Raw genomic sequence first — 14,287 nt, forward strand, 5'->3', positions numbered from 1 at the left:
GGAACCACATTGTGACAGAGAAAAACGTCGAGATCGCCGTCATCGGCGCGGGCGTAGTCGGGCTGGCGACGGCGCTGCGGCTGGCCAGCGACGGCCGCGAAGTGCTGCTCATCGATCCCAACGAGCCCGGTTCCGGCGCCTCGTTTGGCAATGCCGGCACGCTGGCCGAATATGCCTGCATGCCGGTCGGCAATCCCGCGGTGCTGCGCGCGCTGCCAAAACTGCTTCTTAACGCCGACAGCCCGTTTTCGCTGCGCTGGACAGCGCTGCTGCATCTGGCGCCGTGGCTGCTGCGCTTCGCTAAGCAGTCGCTGCCGGCCGCCACCCATGCCAATGCCGTGGCGATGGCCGGCCTGCTGGCCGATTCCCTGCCTGCGTGGGAGGAGATGGCTGTTGAGGCCGACGCCGGGGACCTGCTGCGCCGCAATGGCTGCCTCTATCTCTACCGCCGCCCGAATGATCTTGCCGGCGGCGCGTCGAGCCGGGCGTTGCGCGCCGAATTCGGCGTCGACCAGGCGGTGCTGAACCCCGGGGAAGTGGCAGCACTCGAACCGAACCTGCCGGCCGTGCAGGGCGGCGGGCTGTTTTTTCCGCAATCGATGAACCTGATCGATCCCCAGACGATGATGGCGCGGCTGCTCAAGGCGGCGACGGACCGGGGCGCCGCCTTGCTGCGGGGCGAGGTGACAGGGCTGCGGGCCGATGCCGGCGGTGTCGACCTCAGCGGTACCGGCTTGCGGCTGCGCGCCGGCAAGGTGGTGATCGCCGCCGGCGCCTTCTCGCGGCCGCTGGCGGCACAGGCCGGCGACCGCATCCCGCTCGAAACCGAGCGCGGCTATCACCTGGAATTCGCGACGCCGGCGCCGCTGCTGACACGGCCGGTGTGCCCGGTCGATCTCGGCTTCTACATGACGCCGATGGCTGGCCGGCTGCGCGTCGCCGGCACGGTCGAACTTGGCCGCCTGGCCGCGCCGCCCAATCCGCGCCGGCTGGCGCTGCTCGACCGTGGCGTGCGGCAGTTCTTCCCTGCGCTCGGCCAGCCGTCGTCAAAATGGCTGGGCTTTCGCCCGTCGCTGCCGGATTCGAGGCCGGTCATCGGCCCGTCGCCTGGCAATCCGAACATCATCTACGCCTTCGGTCACGGCCATCTCGGCTTGACGCTCTCGGCCGTCACAGCGCGGCTGGTTGGCGACCTCATCGCCGACCGGCGGCCCAACAGCGAAAGACTTGCGCCTTTCGCCGCCGGCCGTTTTTAGGTGTCTTTGTTTGAAGCAATTCCGAACGGAAAGCCGCTTCACACTTTTCCTGGAATTGCTTCTAGCCAGCACCAGCCGCCGTCTCGATCTCCTGGAGATAAAACACCTTGCTCGGCTGCAGATGGTCGACGCAGAGCTGTGCCAGCACCCAATTGTCGCGCCGCTTCATCGCCTCGATCATCATCCGGTGGTGCTGGCGCGAGACGTCGAGCTTTTCCTTGTCGGCCAGCGAATTAGCCCGCACCGGCAGGCTGAGCCGCATGTAATGTTCGATCGAGGAGACGAGATAGGCGTTGCCGCAGGCCGAGAACATGGTCAGGTGGAAGCGGTCATTGGCCTCGTGGATGCCCCTGAGATAGCCTGCGTCGACATGGCCGCTGTAGATGCGGTGGATCTCGGTCAATTCGGCGATCAGCGCCTCGCTGGCCGGCAGGCGGATCATCAGCGCGGCCTGGCGCTGCAGCATTTCGCGCACTTCGTAGATCTGCCTGACTTCGTCGGGTGACAGCCGGCGCACCATGGCGCCCTTGTTGCGCTCGCGCGTGACGATGCCGAGCTTTTCCAGCTGGTAAAGCGCCTGGCGGATGGTGTGGCGCGAGACCGGAAAGCGGGCGAGCAGCACGTCCTCGACCAGCCGTTCGCCCGGCGCCAGCCGGCCGAAGATGATGTCCTCCTCCAGCGCGTGAACGGTGTCGGCTTCCTTGCCGCCATAGTCGAAACTGTTGAGCATCGCGAATCCCTGTTAGCCCGAGCCAACGTCCTTTGGTTCGGGACGCCACTCTAGCCTTCGCGGAAAAGGCTGGCCACCAGCTGATCGAGGCGCGGATCGTCGAGGCTGACGATGCCGGACATTTGCAGTGTCTGCCTCAGGCTGATCCTGCCGACCTGCTGGCGCATGATGACCTTGACGCAGACCGGCCTCGTTCCGGTCAGGACGAAGGCGTTGCCGACCAGGACCGGCTCCGAGAACGGCGCCCACTGCACGGCAACGATTGACGGTTCGCCGGTCTGCCGGCGGTTGATGCCGGCGAAATAGATCCAGTTCAGCTGCGAGATCGCCACGCCATAGTGCCAGCCCGGCGCCCGCGCTCCGCCCCGGCGGAGGCCCTCGGCCCAGCGGGTCACGCGCCTGAAGGTCACCAGCTCGGCCTCGCGCCGCACGAAGGTGACCGACCGCATCACAAGATCGGGCCGGTCGGGAACCGCAAAGTAGGTGAAATAGGTGCCGCCGGCGATGGCGGGAGCCGGGCCGCGCACCATGTTCTCGTAAAGCCTCTGGTGGATCGGCAACAGGGTCGGGTGTGCGGGCGCGGCAGCCTCAGGCGCGCGGTACAATTCATCCTCGTCGATGCGGAAATAGGCGCAGATCAGCTTCGCCGTCGCCCGGTTGGGCACGCTCTTGCCTTGCAAATAGCGCTCGAACTGCGTGCGGTTCATGTTCAGGCCGCGGCATACGGCGGCCACCGACGCATGGCTGGAGACCAGCCGTCGCAGATTCGCGGCAAGATTCCTGCGAATTGGCACGACACCGCCCCTCGACAGCCGTCCGACCATTATTCAGTAATTGCTTATATTGCGCCAATCTCGCACAACATCGCGCTGCCGCGAATGGGACCTTTGGCCAATAGCGTGGCCGGCGCGAAGGCCCGGAAACTGTACGATTTCGTACATATCGCCTATGCAAGCCATGCGAATGGGCGTAGTTTCAGGCGAAGAGCGACCCTGGATCGGCCTCTCGACATCGAATGATGGAGAGTGCTTTGGACCACGCAGAGCTGATCAATATTCTCGACTATACTTACACTCAATTGAGCAAGATCCGCCAGGCGGTCGCGGCAAGCGATCACGCCGGCACCATGTTCGCCATCGATTGCCTGATTGGCGCGGCGGCCGAGCAGACCAGGTGCAAGCTCGCTGGCCTGGAACATGCCGGCATGCCCGTTGGGAGGGATGGGCCGGTCGGCAGGGATGGGCCAGTTGGCAGGGATGAGCCCGTCGGCGGAAGCGGCACTGTTGCCCGCTTCCAGGCAAGGGCGGCCAAGCAGCTGGGCGCGGGCGAGGCAGCGACGCGCGTACGGCGCCTGCCTTGAGCCTTTTCGCCAGACTTCGCGCCGGCCGCGCGGAAATAGGCCCGGTATCATCGCCCTGATCAGCCCGGCACGATCTCGCCGATCAGCCTGGCATATTCGGCTTCGGGTTCGCCGTAACTACCATTGGCGAGTTCCAGCAGCCCGGCGCGGTCGCGAATGACGATCTCGCCACGGCGCGAGCGGATGAGCGCGCGGCCTTCCAGCAATTGCAGGGCGACTGTGACGCCAGGCCGCCGCACGCCAAGCATGATGGAAAGAAATTCGTGGGTGATGGCAAGGCGTTCTCCGGGCACCCGGTCGTCGCACATCAGCAGCCAGCGGGCCAGACGCTCCTCGAGTTTCAGCCTTGCATTGACCAGCGCGGTGCAGCCCGCCTGGGTGTGCAGCGTGTTGACGAAGCGCAGCAGGAACAGGCGCAAGGTCGGGCTCGCCGCAAGGGCCGCCTTGAACGGGGCGGCATCGATGCGGATGGCCTCGCCTTCGAGCTGCACGAAACAGGCATGCGCGGCACGATCGTCGCCCATCACCAGCGTTGACCCGGTCATGCCCTCGAAGCCGATGAAGCCCACCTCCGCGTCTCGGCCGCTCGTCGTCCTGGCGACAACCGAACCAATGCCTTGTTCGATGAAGTAGACGGCCTCTATCGCGACATTGGGCGTGACAAGCATCATGCGCAGCGGCAATTCGCAACGCTGCATATGCGGCTCCAGTAATGCGAGATCATCCGCGCTCATGCGCAGCAGCAGCTGGTTTTGGTATTGATTTCGGTCGAGATCAGATTCAGTCATGGCGCGGCCCAATGCAGGGCAAGAGCCATCCGATCTCCCAGCCGTCTGCGCCCGTATCAACGTGCCGACGATTGCATGGATATGGGGACTCGGGACCAAGAAACCTAGGAATGCGGTCTGGAATTCGATGCACGGCGTCCCCTCTCACCGTTTCGCATACGAGAAGATCGGCCGCAGCGTTAGTGTCGCAAACGTACCAAACTCAGCTTGGTACGAAACCGACCTATCTCTTGGGCCCTTGGCTTGGAGGAGCTGCGGTTAAAAATCCGCCGGCTGGTCATGAGCAATTCGCGCCAGACTGAGGAACCCCCGGACAATACGCAGGGTCTCGACAACGCTGGGTTGGTCTGGCACGGGCGGCCCTCCTGTCGGATACAAACCCTGCAGCAGTGGCAACGTTCCACCGCGAATTGACTCGCTATTCGGTACGAAAGCGTACATTTCCCCAGTCGTCCGCCTTACACGGCATACGGACGCTTGGTAGCCAACTCAGGTGCTCCCGCCATCGACGCGGAGGCTGAAATGGCAGAGGACCATTCAGGCAAAGGGGTAACGGCGTTCGACTGCGAGATTCTTCGCGGCGCCTTCAGGAAATTGGTCGTGGAAAATCGCATCACCGAACGCGAATGGCGCATGCACGCCCGGTGCTGGCGCGCGAATTGAACGAACTTTACGAGATCGACCCGGACATTGTGGAGTGGATCGTGCGCAGGTAGGTCTTACCGACTTACGCCTGGTCGGTGGCGGTTCGCGCCGCCTCTTCCTCGAGCTTGGTAAGCTTGGCCTTGATCTCCTCCGGGTCGGCATGTTCCAGCCCGACAACATCGTTTCTGGCGTCGTTGAGCGCGACGATAATCTCGTCGAGCTTGGCATGGATGGCGGCGGTGTCGCGGTAGCCCTGGATCAAGACGACGCCGGTGATGACGATGGCCGCGACCGACAGCGCATAGGTGACGGCGTTTGTCAGACCGAAAGGCACCAAAGCGGTACACACCACCATGGCGATGATCATGACGTAGAAACCCGGCGGGCGAGACAGGAAATCTGCGGCGACGAAAAGGAATTTGTTCATGCCACCCACCAATGGTCGTGACGCGCACCGGGGCCCATAATGCCAGCAAGTTCGTCGAAGGAATTTCGTTCCAGGAACCTGGGCGACCTCTCGAAGTTTGGCTGAGAGGAAGGACAGCCATGCCACGCTATCAGATCCACGAAATGGACGGCGGTGAGCCTTCGGCATCGCATCTCGCCAGCGGCACAACCGCTGTTGAAGCCCTGCAGAAGATCACCGGCAAAACGATTGGGACGCCGGCCTTGCAGAGCCGCTGGTTCAGAGTGGTCGACGAAGACGAGGGCGACGTGTTCGAATACAGCGTCGAGCACGAGTTCACCTCGCGTCGGTAGTTTTGTGCGTCGCCTTTCGGGCGCCAGGCTTGCGTTTTGCCGCAGTGGCGCCGGCGGAAGCCGGGGCCTCTGATGAAAGCCGCTGCTCTCGCAGCCGGGCGGTCTTTGCCTCACGCGCCTCGCGTTCGATGGCAATGATCGATTGAGCTTCGCGGGTGGCGCGTTCAATCCGGTCCTTGTCCTGAGGCAGTCGGGCCACGGTATTCTCCTTTGCTTCGGTGGCACTCAAAATGCGAGCCGACTGAAAACGTTCCAGCAACCGGGCCGGTCGGTACGAAAACGACACCACATTTGTTGTTGCGCGCGCTCGCAATCGCCTTAGAGGTGAGGGGTCACCGGCCACGAAACGGGCGCTGGTGCTTGAGAGCCAGTGGATCATTCGCAAGTGAAGAGGCCGCTCCCCGCCAGGCTGGCGAACGACAATTGCGAGGCTGAAGATCACCTTGTTGTGGTGACATTGGGCATACGTGCCACCCTCGAGGGCCTGGCCGCGCCTGTCGAAATGCTGATCGAGGTCTTAAGCTTCGAAGACCCGGCGGACGCCATCGAGCCGCCGTCGGGGCGGTAGCCAGATATCCTCATCCATCCGCACGCTTGGTCTTGCTGGCGCCCTGTTCGCCGCTCAGAAGACCGAAGTCGGCTGAACGGGTGCCGCTGTTGGCATGCAGAAAGCCCTCGGCGGCCAGGCCGCGGCGCAGCAGCTCACGCACCGCAGCCGCGCGACTCGGCATGCGCTTGTCGAAACGCCATGTGTCGAGCGCCGCGAATTCCTCTTCGTTCAGCATGACCTGCAGTCGTTCGGGGCGTTCAAGATTGTCAGGCATCATGGCCTCCTGCTTCCGGCAATCCAGCCGGTGAGCCGAATGAGTAAGTGACTTATGTGCCTCACAATCTGCCAATGGCCTGTTTGGTTCCGAAGTAGCCAAATACATTTGTTGCATCAGCTACTCAAAGTGCCTCGGTTGCGTCACTGGCTAAACATACTAACTAATTGATTTTATTAATATTTTTTTTACAATTGTCTTGCTTTCCCGAAGCACCTGGCGCATGGTGAAAGTGAGGGAAAACCCAGTCCTTCGGACAGGAGTTTGCCATGCACAACCACCCGGTCGAACTGCGCGACGACCTGAATTACACCTTGGTCAAGACAATCTACGAGTTTGGAATTGTGAACGTTCCGGTCCTGGCCGCTCAACTGGCCGACCGCCACCGAGACCTGTCGTTCGCCGACGCCGAACGGCTGGTGCTTGGCTTCGCACAGCTCTATTCGGCACCGGTCGTGTTCGACCGCTCGGGGTGCGATTGGCGACTGAAAGAGCCTGTCGGCTGGGACAATGACGGCCTGCTTCTCGACATCGTCCAGAACGAGTTTGGCCGCGCCGCCTGACAGCAATTGACTGCTCAGTGGCCAGCGAAACCGACAAATGTGAGCCCACCACCGCAACTCGCTGACTGGAAAATCACGGAGCTCAGTTCCAATTCGAGAGCACGGTTTCCATCTCGACTGTTTCGACCTGCTGCGCGAATCGTTGATGATAGACCGTCAGCAGTGCGTCGTGCGTGGCGTCGGAAGAACTGCAGAGCGCATCGGTGACGAGGACCACACGATAGCCGAAATCGATGGCGCCGAGCACAGTGGCCAACACGCACACATCGGTTTCGCCTCCCGTGATCACCAGCGTGTCGATGCCGCGTTCGACCAAGAGTGCTCTTAGGTGACTTTCGAACCACGGTGAGTAGATATGCTTGTCAATGACGATTGCCGGCGGACAGTAGCCTGCCAACGCCGGTAGCAGGTCGACCATCTCGGGGCCGATGTTGTCGATCGTCATCGACGACCAGCGCTGATAATAGCGTCTCCACGTTCCCGCGCCTTGCCCTGGTTTTTGGGCAGGAACGAACCGCGTGAAAACGGTCTGTTGTGCCCGCTTTTCGAGCAACCGCTCTATTTGTGGGAGCACCCGCGTTATGCATGGTGTCGCCCAGTCCGATGGCTCGGCGAAAAGCCTCTGCATGTCGACACAGACATGCATGCTGCGGTGTCCCAACGGTCCATACTCCAGACGCGGCATCGACATCAGCTTCTCTCCGACGCTGTTATCCAAAGACAATTCACGGAGGTGACTGGCGCCTGAAGGCATTCATGCCCTTCTTGATTTGCTTGCGAGCTCCCGCAGCATCTTGCCAACCCTTGAACTTGATCGTCTTGCTGGTTCCGACCACCGATGAGAGGAAAAATTGTTCGATCTCGCGTCGCAGGTCGTCGGGCACATGATCGGCAGCCACCAGTTCGTCCGCAGCGTCTTCTCTATGGGGACAAAAGATGTAGCGGTCGTTGCGCAAGGCTTTCCTGCCCTCGTCCTTCTGTTTGACACGCAAGGCGCCCAGAAGATTGCAGTTGATTATCACACCCGGAGCGGTTGACGCTTGGTGGATGACAAGCCCGTCGAGCGGATCGCCGTCCTGACCTAATGTGGAGGGGATGAACCCCCAGTCATAGGGGTACATCATGCCGACCGGCAAAGGGCGGACATAGCCGAACGCCTGCATTCCTGGATCAAAGGCAAGTTTGGCCGTCGCGCCGCGAGGCGTTTCGATCACCACCCGAATGAGGCCCTTGGTCGTTGTCGGCAGTTTCAGGTAGTTGGGCATCAAGATGCCTCTCCTTCAGTTGAGGCGGGGATCGCCGCGACTTCCATCACCAATCGCCCCGGCGCGGTGCACGCGATGGAACTTCATGGCTCGCGGAATGTTCCAAACAGCCGGCTGAAGAGAGTGCCCGACATGACCAAATCGTCTCTGCACATGCTTAAAGGCGTGGGCTATGTAATCTCCACAGCGAGTGTGATCCTGCTCGCTATCGTAAGCTGGTCGAGCGCTTCGAAGAGCATAGCGCTTACCGCCTGTCTGGTTGGTGGCGAAGCCTTATCCATCGTCGGCATGTTCTGCCGCTGGCTGACATATGAGATCGAAAGCAGCCGAAACAACGAAAGGGATAAATCTGCGGCCTTGCGTCAGGCGCAATCGAACAGAGGCAGGAATCAGCCAACTGCGTTGTGAGGCAGCGTCCTATCGACTGGCATGCCCCTCATTTCGCTTTCTCGTGGTGGCTGCCTTCTTTGCCGAAGCAGATTTGCTCGCCGCTGAACGTGACGCAGACGCTTTGCCGCCGAGCTCGCCGCCTTTGTGGGCGGCGGGATGGCCCGCATGTTTGCCACGGCCTGAGCCGCCTTCCTTCTTTCCACCGCCATCGTCCTTGTTGACGGTGGCCCATGCGCGTCGTTCAGCCTTCTTCTCGGACACGCCCTTGTCCTCATAGCTTTCGGCTATGTGGTCGGCTTTGCGTTCCTGCTTGTCTGTGTATCTGGATTTGTCTCCGCGCGGCATGGCATCTCTCCCTTTTCCGCTATTCAGCGAAAAACGAGAATGGGTACGGCCGGTTCCAGGTCACTTGAGATCATTTTTTGGAAGCCCGCAATCTCACTCTCAAGCAACGAAAAAACTGTCTTTTGGAAGCCGGGAATGCAGGGATCAAACAGCATACATTTGATGTTGAAAATCGCTGCGGCTCTGCCTTATAAAAATCGCGTTCCCCATTGCTTTCTAGGGAGGCTGCGATGGATGACGTGACGTTGAACAGCAAGGTTTGCCCTTGCGTCGAAGTGGTCGAAGCCTGCGGAGAATGGTTTGTCCGCGTGGTCGAGGAAGACCAAGAACTAACCCGGTCATTCGAGTTGGAGTCCTACGCGCTGGCCTTCGCGGAAGGCCAGCGGGTGCGCTTGGGGCTTGCCGATTTCAAACGGATCTAGGCGCCGTCGGATTCAATATCCGGGCTTCTCGCAAAAGCGACGTCCAATTGTGCGGCCCAAGGAAAGCGATAAGCTCTCGGGCCTGTGCATCGGTGATGCCGGTTTCGTCGACCAAACGGCGAGCAATGCCGCCTATTTCCGCCGGTGGCCTCTGTGGCTTGTCAGTCATTTTCGGATGTCCCTTCCGTGCGACCCAACGGTGCGCCACACGCAATGGTTCCTGACGCAACCCGGGAATTATCCCGCACATCGCCAAGGGATGCCACAAGGCGCAGGCTCGCCTCATGCAGCCGCCACGGCCAGTCGACCTCGTCACCTGCGGGTCCGTAGCGGTTCGCATCCGGGGGCGCCCCGGGCTTCAATACCGGGGTCTTTTGTCGGAGACCACCACCAGCCTTCCTCCCACATTCTGGCACCGTTTGCAGACGAGCTTCGATGCCAGCCGCCTTTCGGTGTTGAAATCATAGTGGGTGCCGTAGGTCTCGATCAGGCCATCGAGATCCAGCGAACGCAGATGACCGCAGCGTGGATTGCCGCAATACGCGCTGAGGCCCATGCCTTGGTCCCGAAGCTCGCCAAGGTTCTTCGGCCCCGCAATCAGCAGAACAATACCTGCCGGCTCCGCCGGATGTGCGACCACAGCCAGGACAGGCTTTCGAATCTCCGTCCGGTCAATGGTGCCGATCGCGTGGACTGCCTTGTCTTCTGCGACCCCAATGAGGGAGTCGATCTCTTCCATGGCGTCGATATGCCCACGGACAAACAAAGCCCGTCGCAGCACGTGCAACGCATCTCTCGTTTCACAAAGTGTCGTGCGCAGGGTGAGGGGCATTTCGCGTTCACTCCTTCATGTAGCTGTCGGGAGCGGCAAGTGCCGCCAAACATGGGGCCATCGGATGGCCAGCCGTCTGCCAGGGCGTCGGCCATTTGAGGAAGTGTACAAAGCACCGAAATGGTGCCGCCACTTCGCTCGTTCGGAATTCCGGAAAACATGTTTGGCCGGTTGACGGTCACTGCATAGCTCCCGCTTGGGCGGGAGAATGTTAAGCGCTCTCAAGCACCAGCGCCCGTGCAAAAGCTGATGACATCTTGATTAAGCATTTAAAAAAGGCGCCGTCTATTAACTATGGCGCATCGGCTCAACAATATCCAATTTGGCTTAACTTTGCCGTTTACTTTGATGGAACCGTACGATTCCGACGATTTTCTCGGCGGGAACTCGCACAAAACCGACAATTCAGGTTGAGCAGGGGTTGCCGGCTCCGGATTTTTGCTTGGATAACCCGACCGGTCACGGACTTATCCGGCCATCCCGCTGCGCCTTGGCAGCGCCAGTGGAACCATTCCCTGTCGGTTGCCGTTGGGTAAGTTGGAAGGGACATCCACCATGATTCAAAACGTGGCAATGCCGCCGAGCCCGGTTCAAGGCTTTACAGTGGTGCAACGCCTCATGGCGGAAACTGGCATTACCGAAGCCCAAGCCATCGAGCTTGTGGCCTTCCTGGGGCTCAACTGGTCATCGCTATTGCGAGAGGCCAAACTCATGAACCCGAGGCACTAGAGCCGCACGAACCAACCGAAATCTGTCTTTCAATAAAAAATGACATACGCCTTTGCGTTTCTGAGTGGCCGGCCTGTCAGGCATCCATTGAGGCCAGGACAGGCATCGGGCCGAGATCGCGCGCGACATTCTCAGGCGGATTTCCGGACCAGCCCGGACACGGCGAGGAGCGACCCTTCGGACGCGTAAGGGGCAGTCCAGCCCGCCTCAGTCAGGCGTCGTACCGGACCTAAGTCCGATCGAAAAAACGCAAAGGTCCGAGCGACGCCGACCAGTGGAACCGCACTCTCTTCGTGAGGTTGTGTCTCCGAAAATTGGGAGAAAACAGATGGATAGGAGTGTTGACCAAGCGCGCTGGTTGCTCGCGCCGATCTTCGCAACCGCCCTCACATTTCTACTCATGGGGATGATCGTCGGCTGACATTCGTGCTGATCCGCGCAGCTATGTCCCTTCCTGCGCAGATAGGGTTCGCCCGCTGCTCCCGTGCGGCGAGCGAACCCTCTATTTAATTCTACTGGATGCGAGGTAATTTTGATGTTTCGAGACAAAGAGACGCGGTTCCTTGAGGCAGGCTTGCTCGCGGCAGTGCCGATTTGCGTAGCCATCACCGCACTGCTCGCATTGTTGACTTTGGCCAGGGTATGAACCGCATCTTGTTCGTGGCGGCCGATTTTCTTTCTCGGCCACCGGGTTTCTACGTCATGATGATGGCGATGGTGTTGTGCACCGCGCTGGTGCCTTTCGGCCTGACAAATGCAGTCACCTACGCACTATCGGTCGCGGCCATCGTGATCACCGGGGTGGTCCTGATACAGGGCTATCGCGACACTGCCGCCATCCACGCCAAGCTTGATGAGATCATCGTTTCACTGGACGAGACGAGAAACGATGTTGTCGGATTGGAGCATGCCGAACCGGAAGAAATCCGGGAAAAGCTGACGATGCTCGAAGCAGAAGCGGCTCGAGCAGCTGCGCGGAATCGGCCCATCTGATTTGTTTGATTTATGATCGCGGTTGAAAACGACGGTCGCGGACGGACTTCCTGAAAGCTCGACGACACAATGTCGAAGGCGAAGGCCGAAACATGGTCTCCGTCATGGGCGGGTTTGTTAGAAATAATTGCGTCAAGAACGAGCGACTGGATTTGGCCTGGCGGTGTGACGTGACCACGGCCAAATCCAGTTGCCGCCGGCATTCTAGCCCAGCTTCACCTTCGGTTCGCGTGCCCAAAGGCGCAGGTCGCCGAGCCTAGTGACGAAGCCCGCGGCATCCTTGGCGGATGCCAGCGCAATGACCGCCTCGTCCCTAGCAATGCCGGCCTTGTCCAACAGCGGTGCGGCCGCTTCGACGAAGCCGATGAACTTGCAGTGCGCGAAGGCGTCGGCGACGAAGTCGCGGGCGGTGGATTCCTTCAGCAGGTCGGCCATTGCGGGTTTCGCCGGCAACAGCGCGACGGCGTCGTAGAGCACCGACGGCGCGCCTGCGATCATCTGCTGCGCGTCGATCCAGCTGCCGTCGCTGGCCTTGGCGCCGCCGACCTTCGGCGCGATGATCTCGAACTTGGCGCCGGCCTTGGTCAGTGCCTGCTTCAGGCCATTGAGCAGAGTAGCGTCGGTGCCGTCGCTCACCAGTATGCCGAGCTTGCGGCCCTCGAAACGGCCGGGGCCGTTCTTGAGGATGCTGAGCGCATCCGATGCAGGCAGATCCCGGCGCGTCGGCACCGCCGCATCGGCGGGCTTCGGCATGGTCTTCAAGCCGAGCGCATCCGCCACCTTGCCGGCCAAGCCATCATCGATGTTGAGAAGGTGGGAAACAATGCGCTCGCGAATGACAGGGGTTTGCACCTTGCTCAGCTCGAAGGTCAGCGCGGCGGCGATGTGGCCTTGCTCCACGGGTTGCTGGCTGATGTAGAACTGGCGCGCCTGGCTGTAGTGGTCGGCAAAGGTCTCCGACCGCAGCCGCGCCTTCGGTCCGGCTTCGACCTCAGCGAAGGAGCGGAACCCTTTGGACGGGGATTCACGCGGGCCCTCATCCCATGAATTGGGCTGGTAATTCGCCCGCCCGACCGGGTTGCGCATCGCCATGTGCCCATCCTGCTGGAAATTGTGGAAGGGGCATTTGGGTGCGTTGATCGGCAGATGGGTGAAGTTGGTGCTGCCCAGCCGTTTGATCTGCGTGTCGAGGTAGGAGAAATTGCGGCCCTGCAGCAGCGGGTCGTTGGAGAAGTCGACGCCGGGCGGCACGTTCTGCGTCATGAACGCGACCTGCTCGGTCTCGGCGAAGAAATTGTCGGGCATGCGATCGAGCACCAGGCGGCCGACCGCGATCGGCGGCAGCACCTCCTCGGGAATGAGTTTGGTCGGATCGAGGATGTCGAAATCGAAACTGTCGGCGAAGGCCTGGTCGAACAGCTGCAGCTGCAGTTCCCATTCAGGGAAATTGCCGGCGTGGATCGCGTCCCAGAGGTCGCGGCGGTGGAAGTCGGGATCGGCGCCGTTGATCTTGACCGCCTCGTTCCAGGCGACCGACTGCATGCCGAGCTTCGGCTTCCAGAGGAATTTGACGAAGGTCGATTCATCCTTGGCGTTGAGCAGCCGGAAGGTGTGGACGCCGAACCCTTCCATGAAGCGCAGCGAGCGCGGGATGGCGCGGTCCGACATCGCCCACATGATCATGTGCATGCTTTCCGGCGTCAGCGAGATGAAATCCCAGAAATTGTCGTGCGCGGTCTGCGCCTGCGGGAAGTCGCTGTCGGGCTCGGCCTTGGCGGCATGGATCAGGTCGGGAAACTTGATCGCATCCTGGATGAAGAACACCGGCATGTTGTTGCCGACAATGTCCCAATTGCCTTCCCTGGTGTAGAGTTTGACGGCAAAGCCGCGCACGTCGCGGGCAAGGTCGGCCGAGCCCTTGTTGCCGGCGACCGTCGAGAAGCGCACGAAGGCCGGCGTCTTTTCACCGGCGCGCTGGAAGATGTCGGCGCGGGTGTATTTGGCCAGCGATTCATACGTTTCGAAATAGCCGTGGGCGCCATAGCCGCGCGCATGGACGACGCGTTCGGGAATGCGCTCGTGATCGAAATGGAAGATCTTTTCGCGGAAGTGGAAGTCTTCGAGCACTGTCGGGCCACGGGCACCGATCTTCAGCGAGTTCTGGTCGTCGGAAACCGGTCCACCCTGGGCGGTGGTCAGCACCGGCGTCGGACCGGAGGCGGTCTGGTGCAGTTCGCCGCCCTCGCCGCGCTGCAGTTTCTGATCGTGAATGGTCGCGGCCGTCGCCGCCGGTGTCGATGATTGCTTAGCCATGATTGAAATCCCTGGAGCCAATGCGCGGGCTGCGCTGGTTCCTCAATCTCTAGATTGGCAATGTGTTCCCTGC

The 14,287-nt window shown here is 60.9% G+C and carries 20 protein-coding genes; 9 read left to right on the top strand and 11 right to left on the bottom strand.

The annotated features are described in order from the left end of the window. Positions 1 to 11: 11 nt before the first annotated feature. The gene (locus tag AC04SF_RS07035) at positions 12 to 1,256 is read left to right on the top strand and encodes an NAD(P)/FAD-dependent oxidoreductase (RefSeq protein ID WP_488477126.1); all 1,245 of its coding nucleotides are present in this window, start codon (positions 12 to 14) and stop codon (positions 1,254 to 1,256) included. A 61-nt stretch (positions 1,257 to 1,317) separates the two neighbouring features. Here AC04SF_RS07035 and AC04SF_RS07040 read toward each other — a convergent pair whose 3' ends face one another. Beyond that, positions 1,318 to 1,986: a GntR family transcriptional regulator gene (locus tag AC04SF_RS07040; protein ID WP_488477127.1), complete on the bottom strand. Its 669-nt coding sequence runs from the start codon at positions 1,984 to 1,986 to the stop codon at positions 1,318 to 1,320. Positions 1,987 to 2,036: 50 nt separating this feature from the next. Beyond that, positions 2,037 to 2,780, bottom strand: coding sequence for a helix-turn-helix domain-containing protein (locus AC04SF_RS07045; RefSeq protein WP_488477128.1), 744 nt, complete (start codon positions 2,778 to 2,780; stop codon positions 2,037 to 2,039). 236 nt (positions 2,781 to 3,016) lie between these two features. Between AC04SF_RS07045 and AC04SF_RS07050 the strand changes: the two genes are divergently transcribed. Then, positions 3,017 to 3,346, top strand: a complete 330-nt coding sequence (locus tag AC04SF_RS07050) for a hypothetical protein (protein WP_488477129.1) — start codon at positions 3,017 to 3,019, stop codon at positions 3,344 to 3,346. A 59-nt stretch (positions 3,347 to 3,405) separates the two neighbouring features. Here AC04SF_RS07050 and AC04SF_RS07055 read toward each other — a convergent pair whose 3' ends face one another. After that, positions 3,406 to 4,134 carry a Crp/Fnr family transcriptional regulator gene (locus AC04SF_RS07055; protein WP_488477130.1) on the bottom strand — a complete coding sequence of 243 codons (729 nt, stop codon included), beginning with the start codon at positions 4,132 to 4,134 and terminating at the stop codon, positions 3,406 to 3,408. A 727-nt stretch (positions 4,135 to 4,861) separates the two neighbouring features. After that, complete coding sequence (locus tag AC04SF_RS07060) at positions 4,862 to 5,206, bottom strand: low affinity iron permease family protein (protein WP_095200569.1); 345 nt, start codon at positions 5,204 to 5,206, stop codon at positions 4,862 to 4,864. A gap of 119 nt (positions 5,207 to 5,325) precedes the next feature. Between AC04SF_RS07060 and AC04SF_RS07065 the strand changes: the two genes are divergently transcribed. Continuing rightward, complete coding sequence (locus AC04SF_RS07065; RefSeq protein ID WP_488477131.1) at positions 5,326 to 5,538, top strand: hypothetical protein; 213 nt, start codon at positions 5,326 to 5,328, stop codon at positions 5,536 to 5,538. Here the strand turns inward: AC04SF_RS07065 and AC04SF_RS07070 are convergent. Further along, complete coding sequence (locus tag AC04SF_RS07070) at positions 5,522 to 5,797, bottom strand: hypothetical protein (RefSeq protein WP_488477132.1); 276 nt, start codon at positions 5,795 to 5,797, stop codon at positions 5,522 to 5,524. The genes AC04SF_RS07065 and AC04SF_RS07070 overlap by 17 nt on opposite strands. A gap of 126 nt (positions 5,798 to 5,923) precedes the next feature. Here AC04SF_RS07070 and AC04SF_RS07075 point away from each other — a divergent pair, with 126 nt between their 5' ends. Beyond that, positions 5,924 to 6,106 (top strand): hypothetical protein, encoded by a 183-nt coding sequence (locus tag AC04SF_RS07075; protein ID WP_488477133.1) that lies wholly within the window; start codon positions 5,924 to 5,926, stop codon positions 6,104 to 6,106. Between the two features lie 10 nt (positions 6,107 to 6,116). Here AC04SF_RS07075 and AC04SF_RS07080 read toward each other — a convergent pair whose 3' ends face one another. Next, positions 6,117 to 6,362: a hypothetical protein gene (locus AC04SF_RS07080; RefSeq protein ID WP_202353279.1), complete on the bottom strand. Its 246-nt coding sequence runs from the start codon at positions 6,360 to 6,362 to the stop codon at positions 6,117 to 6,119. A 269-nt stretch (positions 6,363 to 6,631) separates the two neighbouring features. Here AC04SF_RS07080 and AC04SF_RS07085 point away from each other — a divergent pair, with 269 nt between their 5' ends. Next, entirely contained in the window at positions 6,632 to 6,925 is a 294-nt protein-coding gene (locus tag AC04SF_RS07085) for a hypothetical protein (RefSeq protein WP_488477134.1), read from the top strand. A gap of 82 nt (positions 6,926 to 7,007) precedes the next feature. On the opposite strand, the gene AC04SF_RS07090 is transcribed toward AC04SF_RS07085, so the two are convergent. After that, a complete protein-coding gene (locus AC04SF_RS07090) occupies positions 7,008 to 7,616 on the bottom strand; it encodes a cysteine hydrolase family protein (protein WP_488477135.1) in 609 nt (202 codons plus the stop codon). A 34-nt stretch (positions 7,617 to 7,650) separates the two neighbouring features. Further along, on the bottom strand, positions 7,651 to 8,190 hold the full coding sequence (locus AC04SF_RS07095) for an inorganic diphosphatase (RefSeq protein WP_488477345.1): 540 nt from the start codon (positions 8,188 to 8,190) through the stop codon (positions 7,651 to 7,653). 132 nt (positions 8,191 to 8,322) lie between these two features. Between AC04SF_RS07095 and AC04SF_RS07100 the strand changes: the two genes are divergently transcribed. Further along, positions 8,323 to 8,598 carry a hypothetical protein gene (locus AC04SF_RS07100; protein WP_488477136.1) on the top strand — a complete coding sequence of 92 codons (276 nt, stop codon included), beginning with the start codon at positions 8,323 to 8,325 and terminating at the stop codon, positions 8,596 to 8,598. A gap of 9 nt (positions 8,599 to 8,607) precedes the next feature. Here AC04SF_RS07100 and AC04SF_RS07105 read toward each other — a convergent pair whose 3' ends face one another. Then, entirely contained in the window at positions 8,608 to 8,925 is a 318-nt protein-coding gene (locus AC04SF_RS07105; RefSeq protein ID WP_488477137.1) for a plasmid stabilization protein, read from the bottom strand. A 230-nt stretch (positions 8,926 to 9,155) separates the two neighbouring features. On the opposite strand from AC04SF_RS07105, the gene AC04SF_RS07110 reads away from it, so the two are divergent. Next, positions 9,156 to 9,347: a hypothetical protein gene (locus AC04SF_RS07110; protein ID WP_096448364.1), complete on the top strand. Its 192-nt coding sequence runs from the start codon at positions 9,156 to 9,158 to the stop codon at positions 9,345 to 9,347. A gap of 358 nt (positions 9,348 to 9,705) precedes the next feature. Here AC04SF_RS07110 and AC04SF_RS07115 read toward each other — a convergent pair whose 3' ends face one another. Then, on the bottom strand, positions 9,706 to 10,179 hold the full coding sequence (locus tag AC04SF_RS07115; protein WP_488477138.1) for a hypothetical protein: 474 nt from the start codon (positions 10,177 to 10,179) through the stop codon (positions 9,706 to 9,708). Between the two features lie 555 nt (positions 10,180 to 10,734). On the opposite strand from AC04SF_RS07115, the gene AC04SF_RS07120 reads away from it, so the two are divergent. Together AC04SF_RS07120 and AC04SF_RS07125 are read left to right on the top strand one after the other, a co-directional pair. Next, a complete protein-coding gene (locus AC04SF_RS07120) occupies positions 10,735 to 10,908 on the top strand; it encodes a hypothetical protein (protein ID WP_488477139.1) in 174 nt (57 codons plus the stop codon). A 642-nt stretch (positions 10,909 to 11,550) separates the two neighbouring features. After that, a complete protein-coding gene (locus AC04SF_RS07125; protein WP_488477140.1) occupies positions 11,551 to 11,901 on the top strand; it encodes a low affinity iron permease family protein in 351 nt (116 codons plus the stop codon). A 204-nt stretch (positions 11,902 to 12,105) separates the two neighbouring features. Here AC04SF_RS07125 and katE read toward each other — a convergent pair whose 3' ends face one another. Next, complete coding sequence (gene katE / locus AC04SF_RS07130) at positions 12,106 to 14,214, bottom strand: catalase (protein ID WP_488477141.1); 2,109 nt, start codon at positions 14,212 to 14,214, stop codon at positions 12,106 to 12,108. Positions 14,215 to 14,287 lie beyond the last annotated feature (73 nt).

The sequence above is a fragment of the Mesorhizobium sp. CNPSo 4671 genome, from assembly GCF_057784245.1.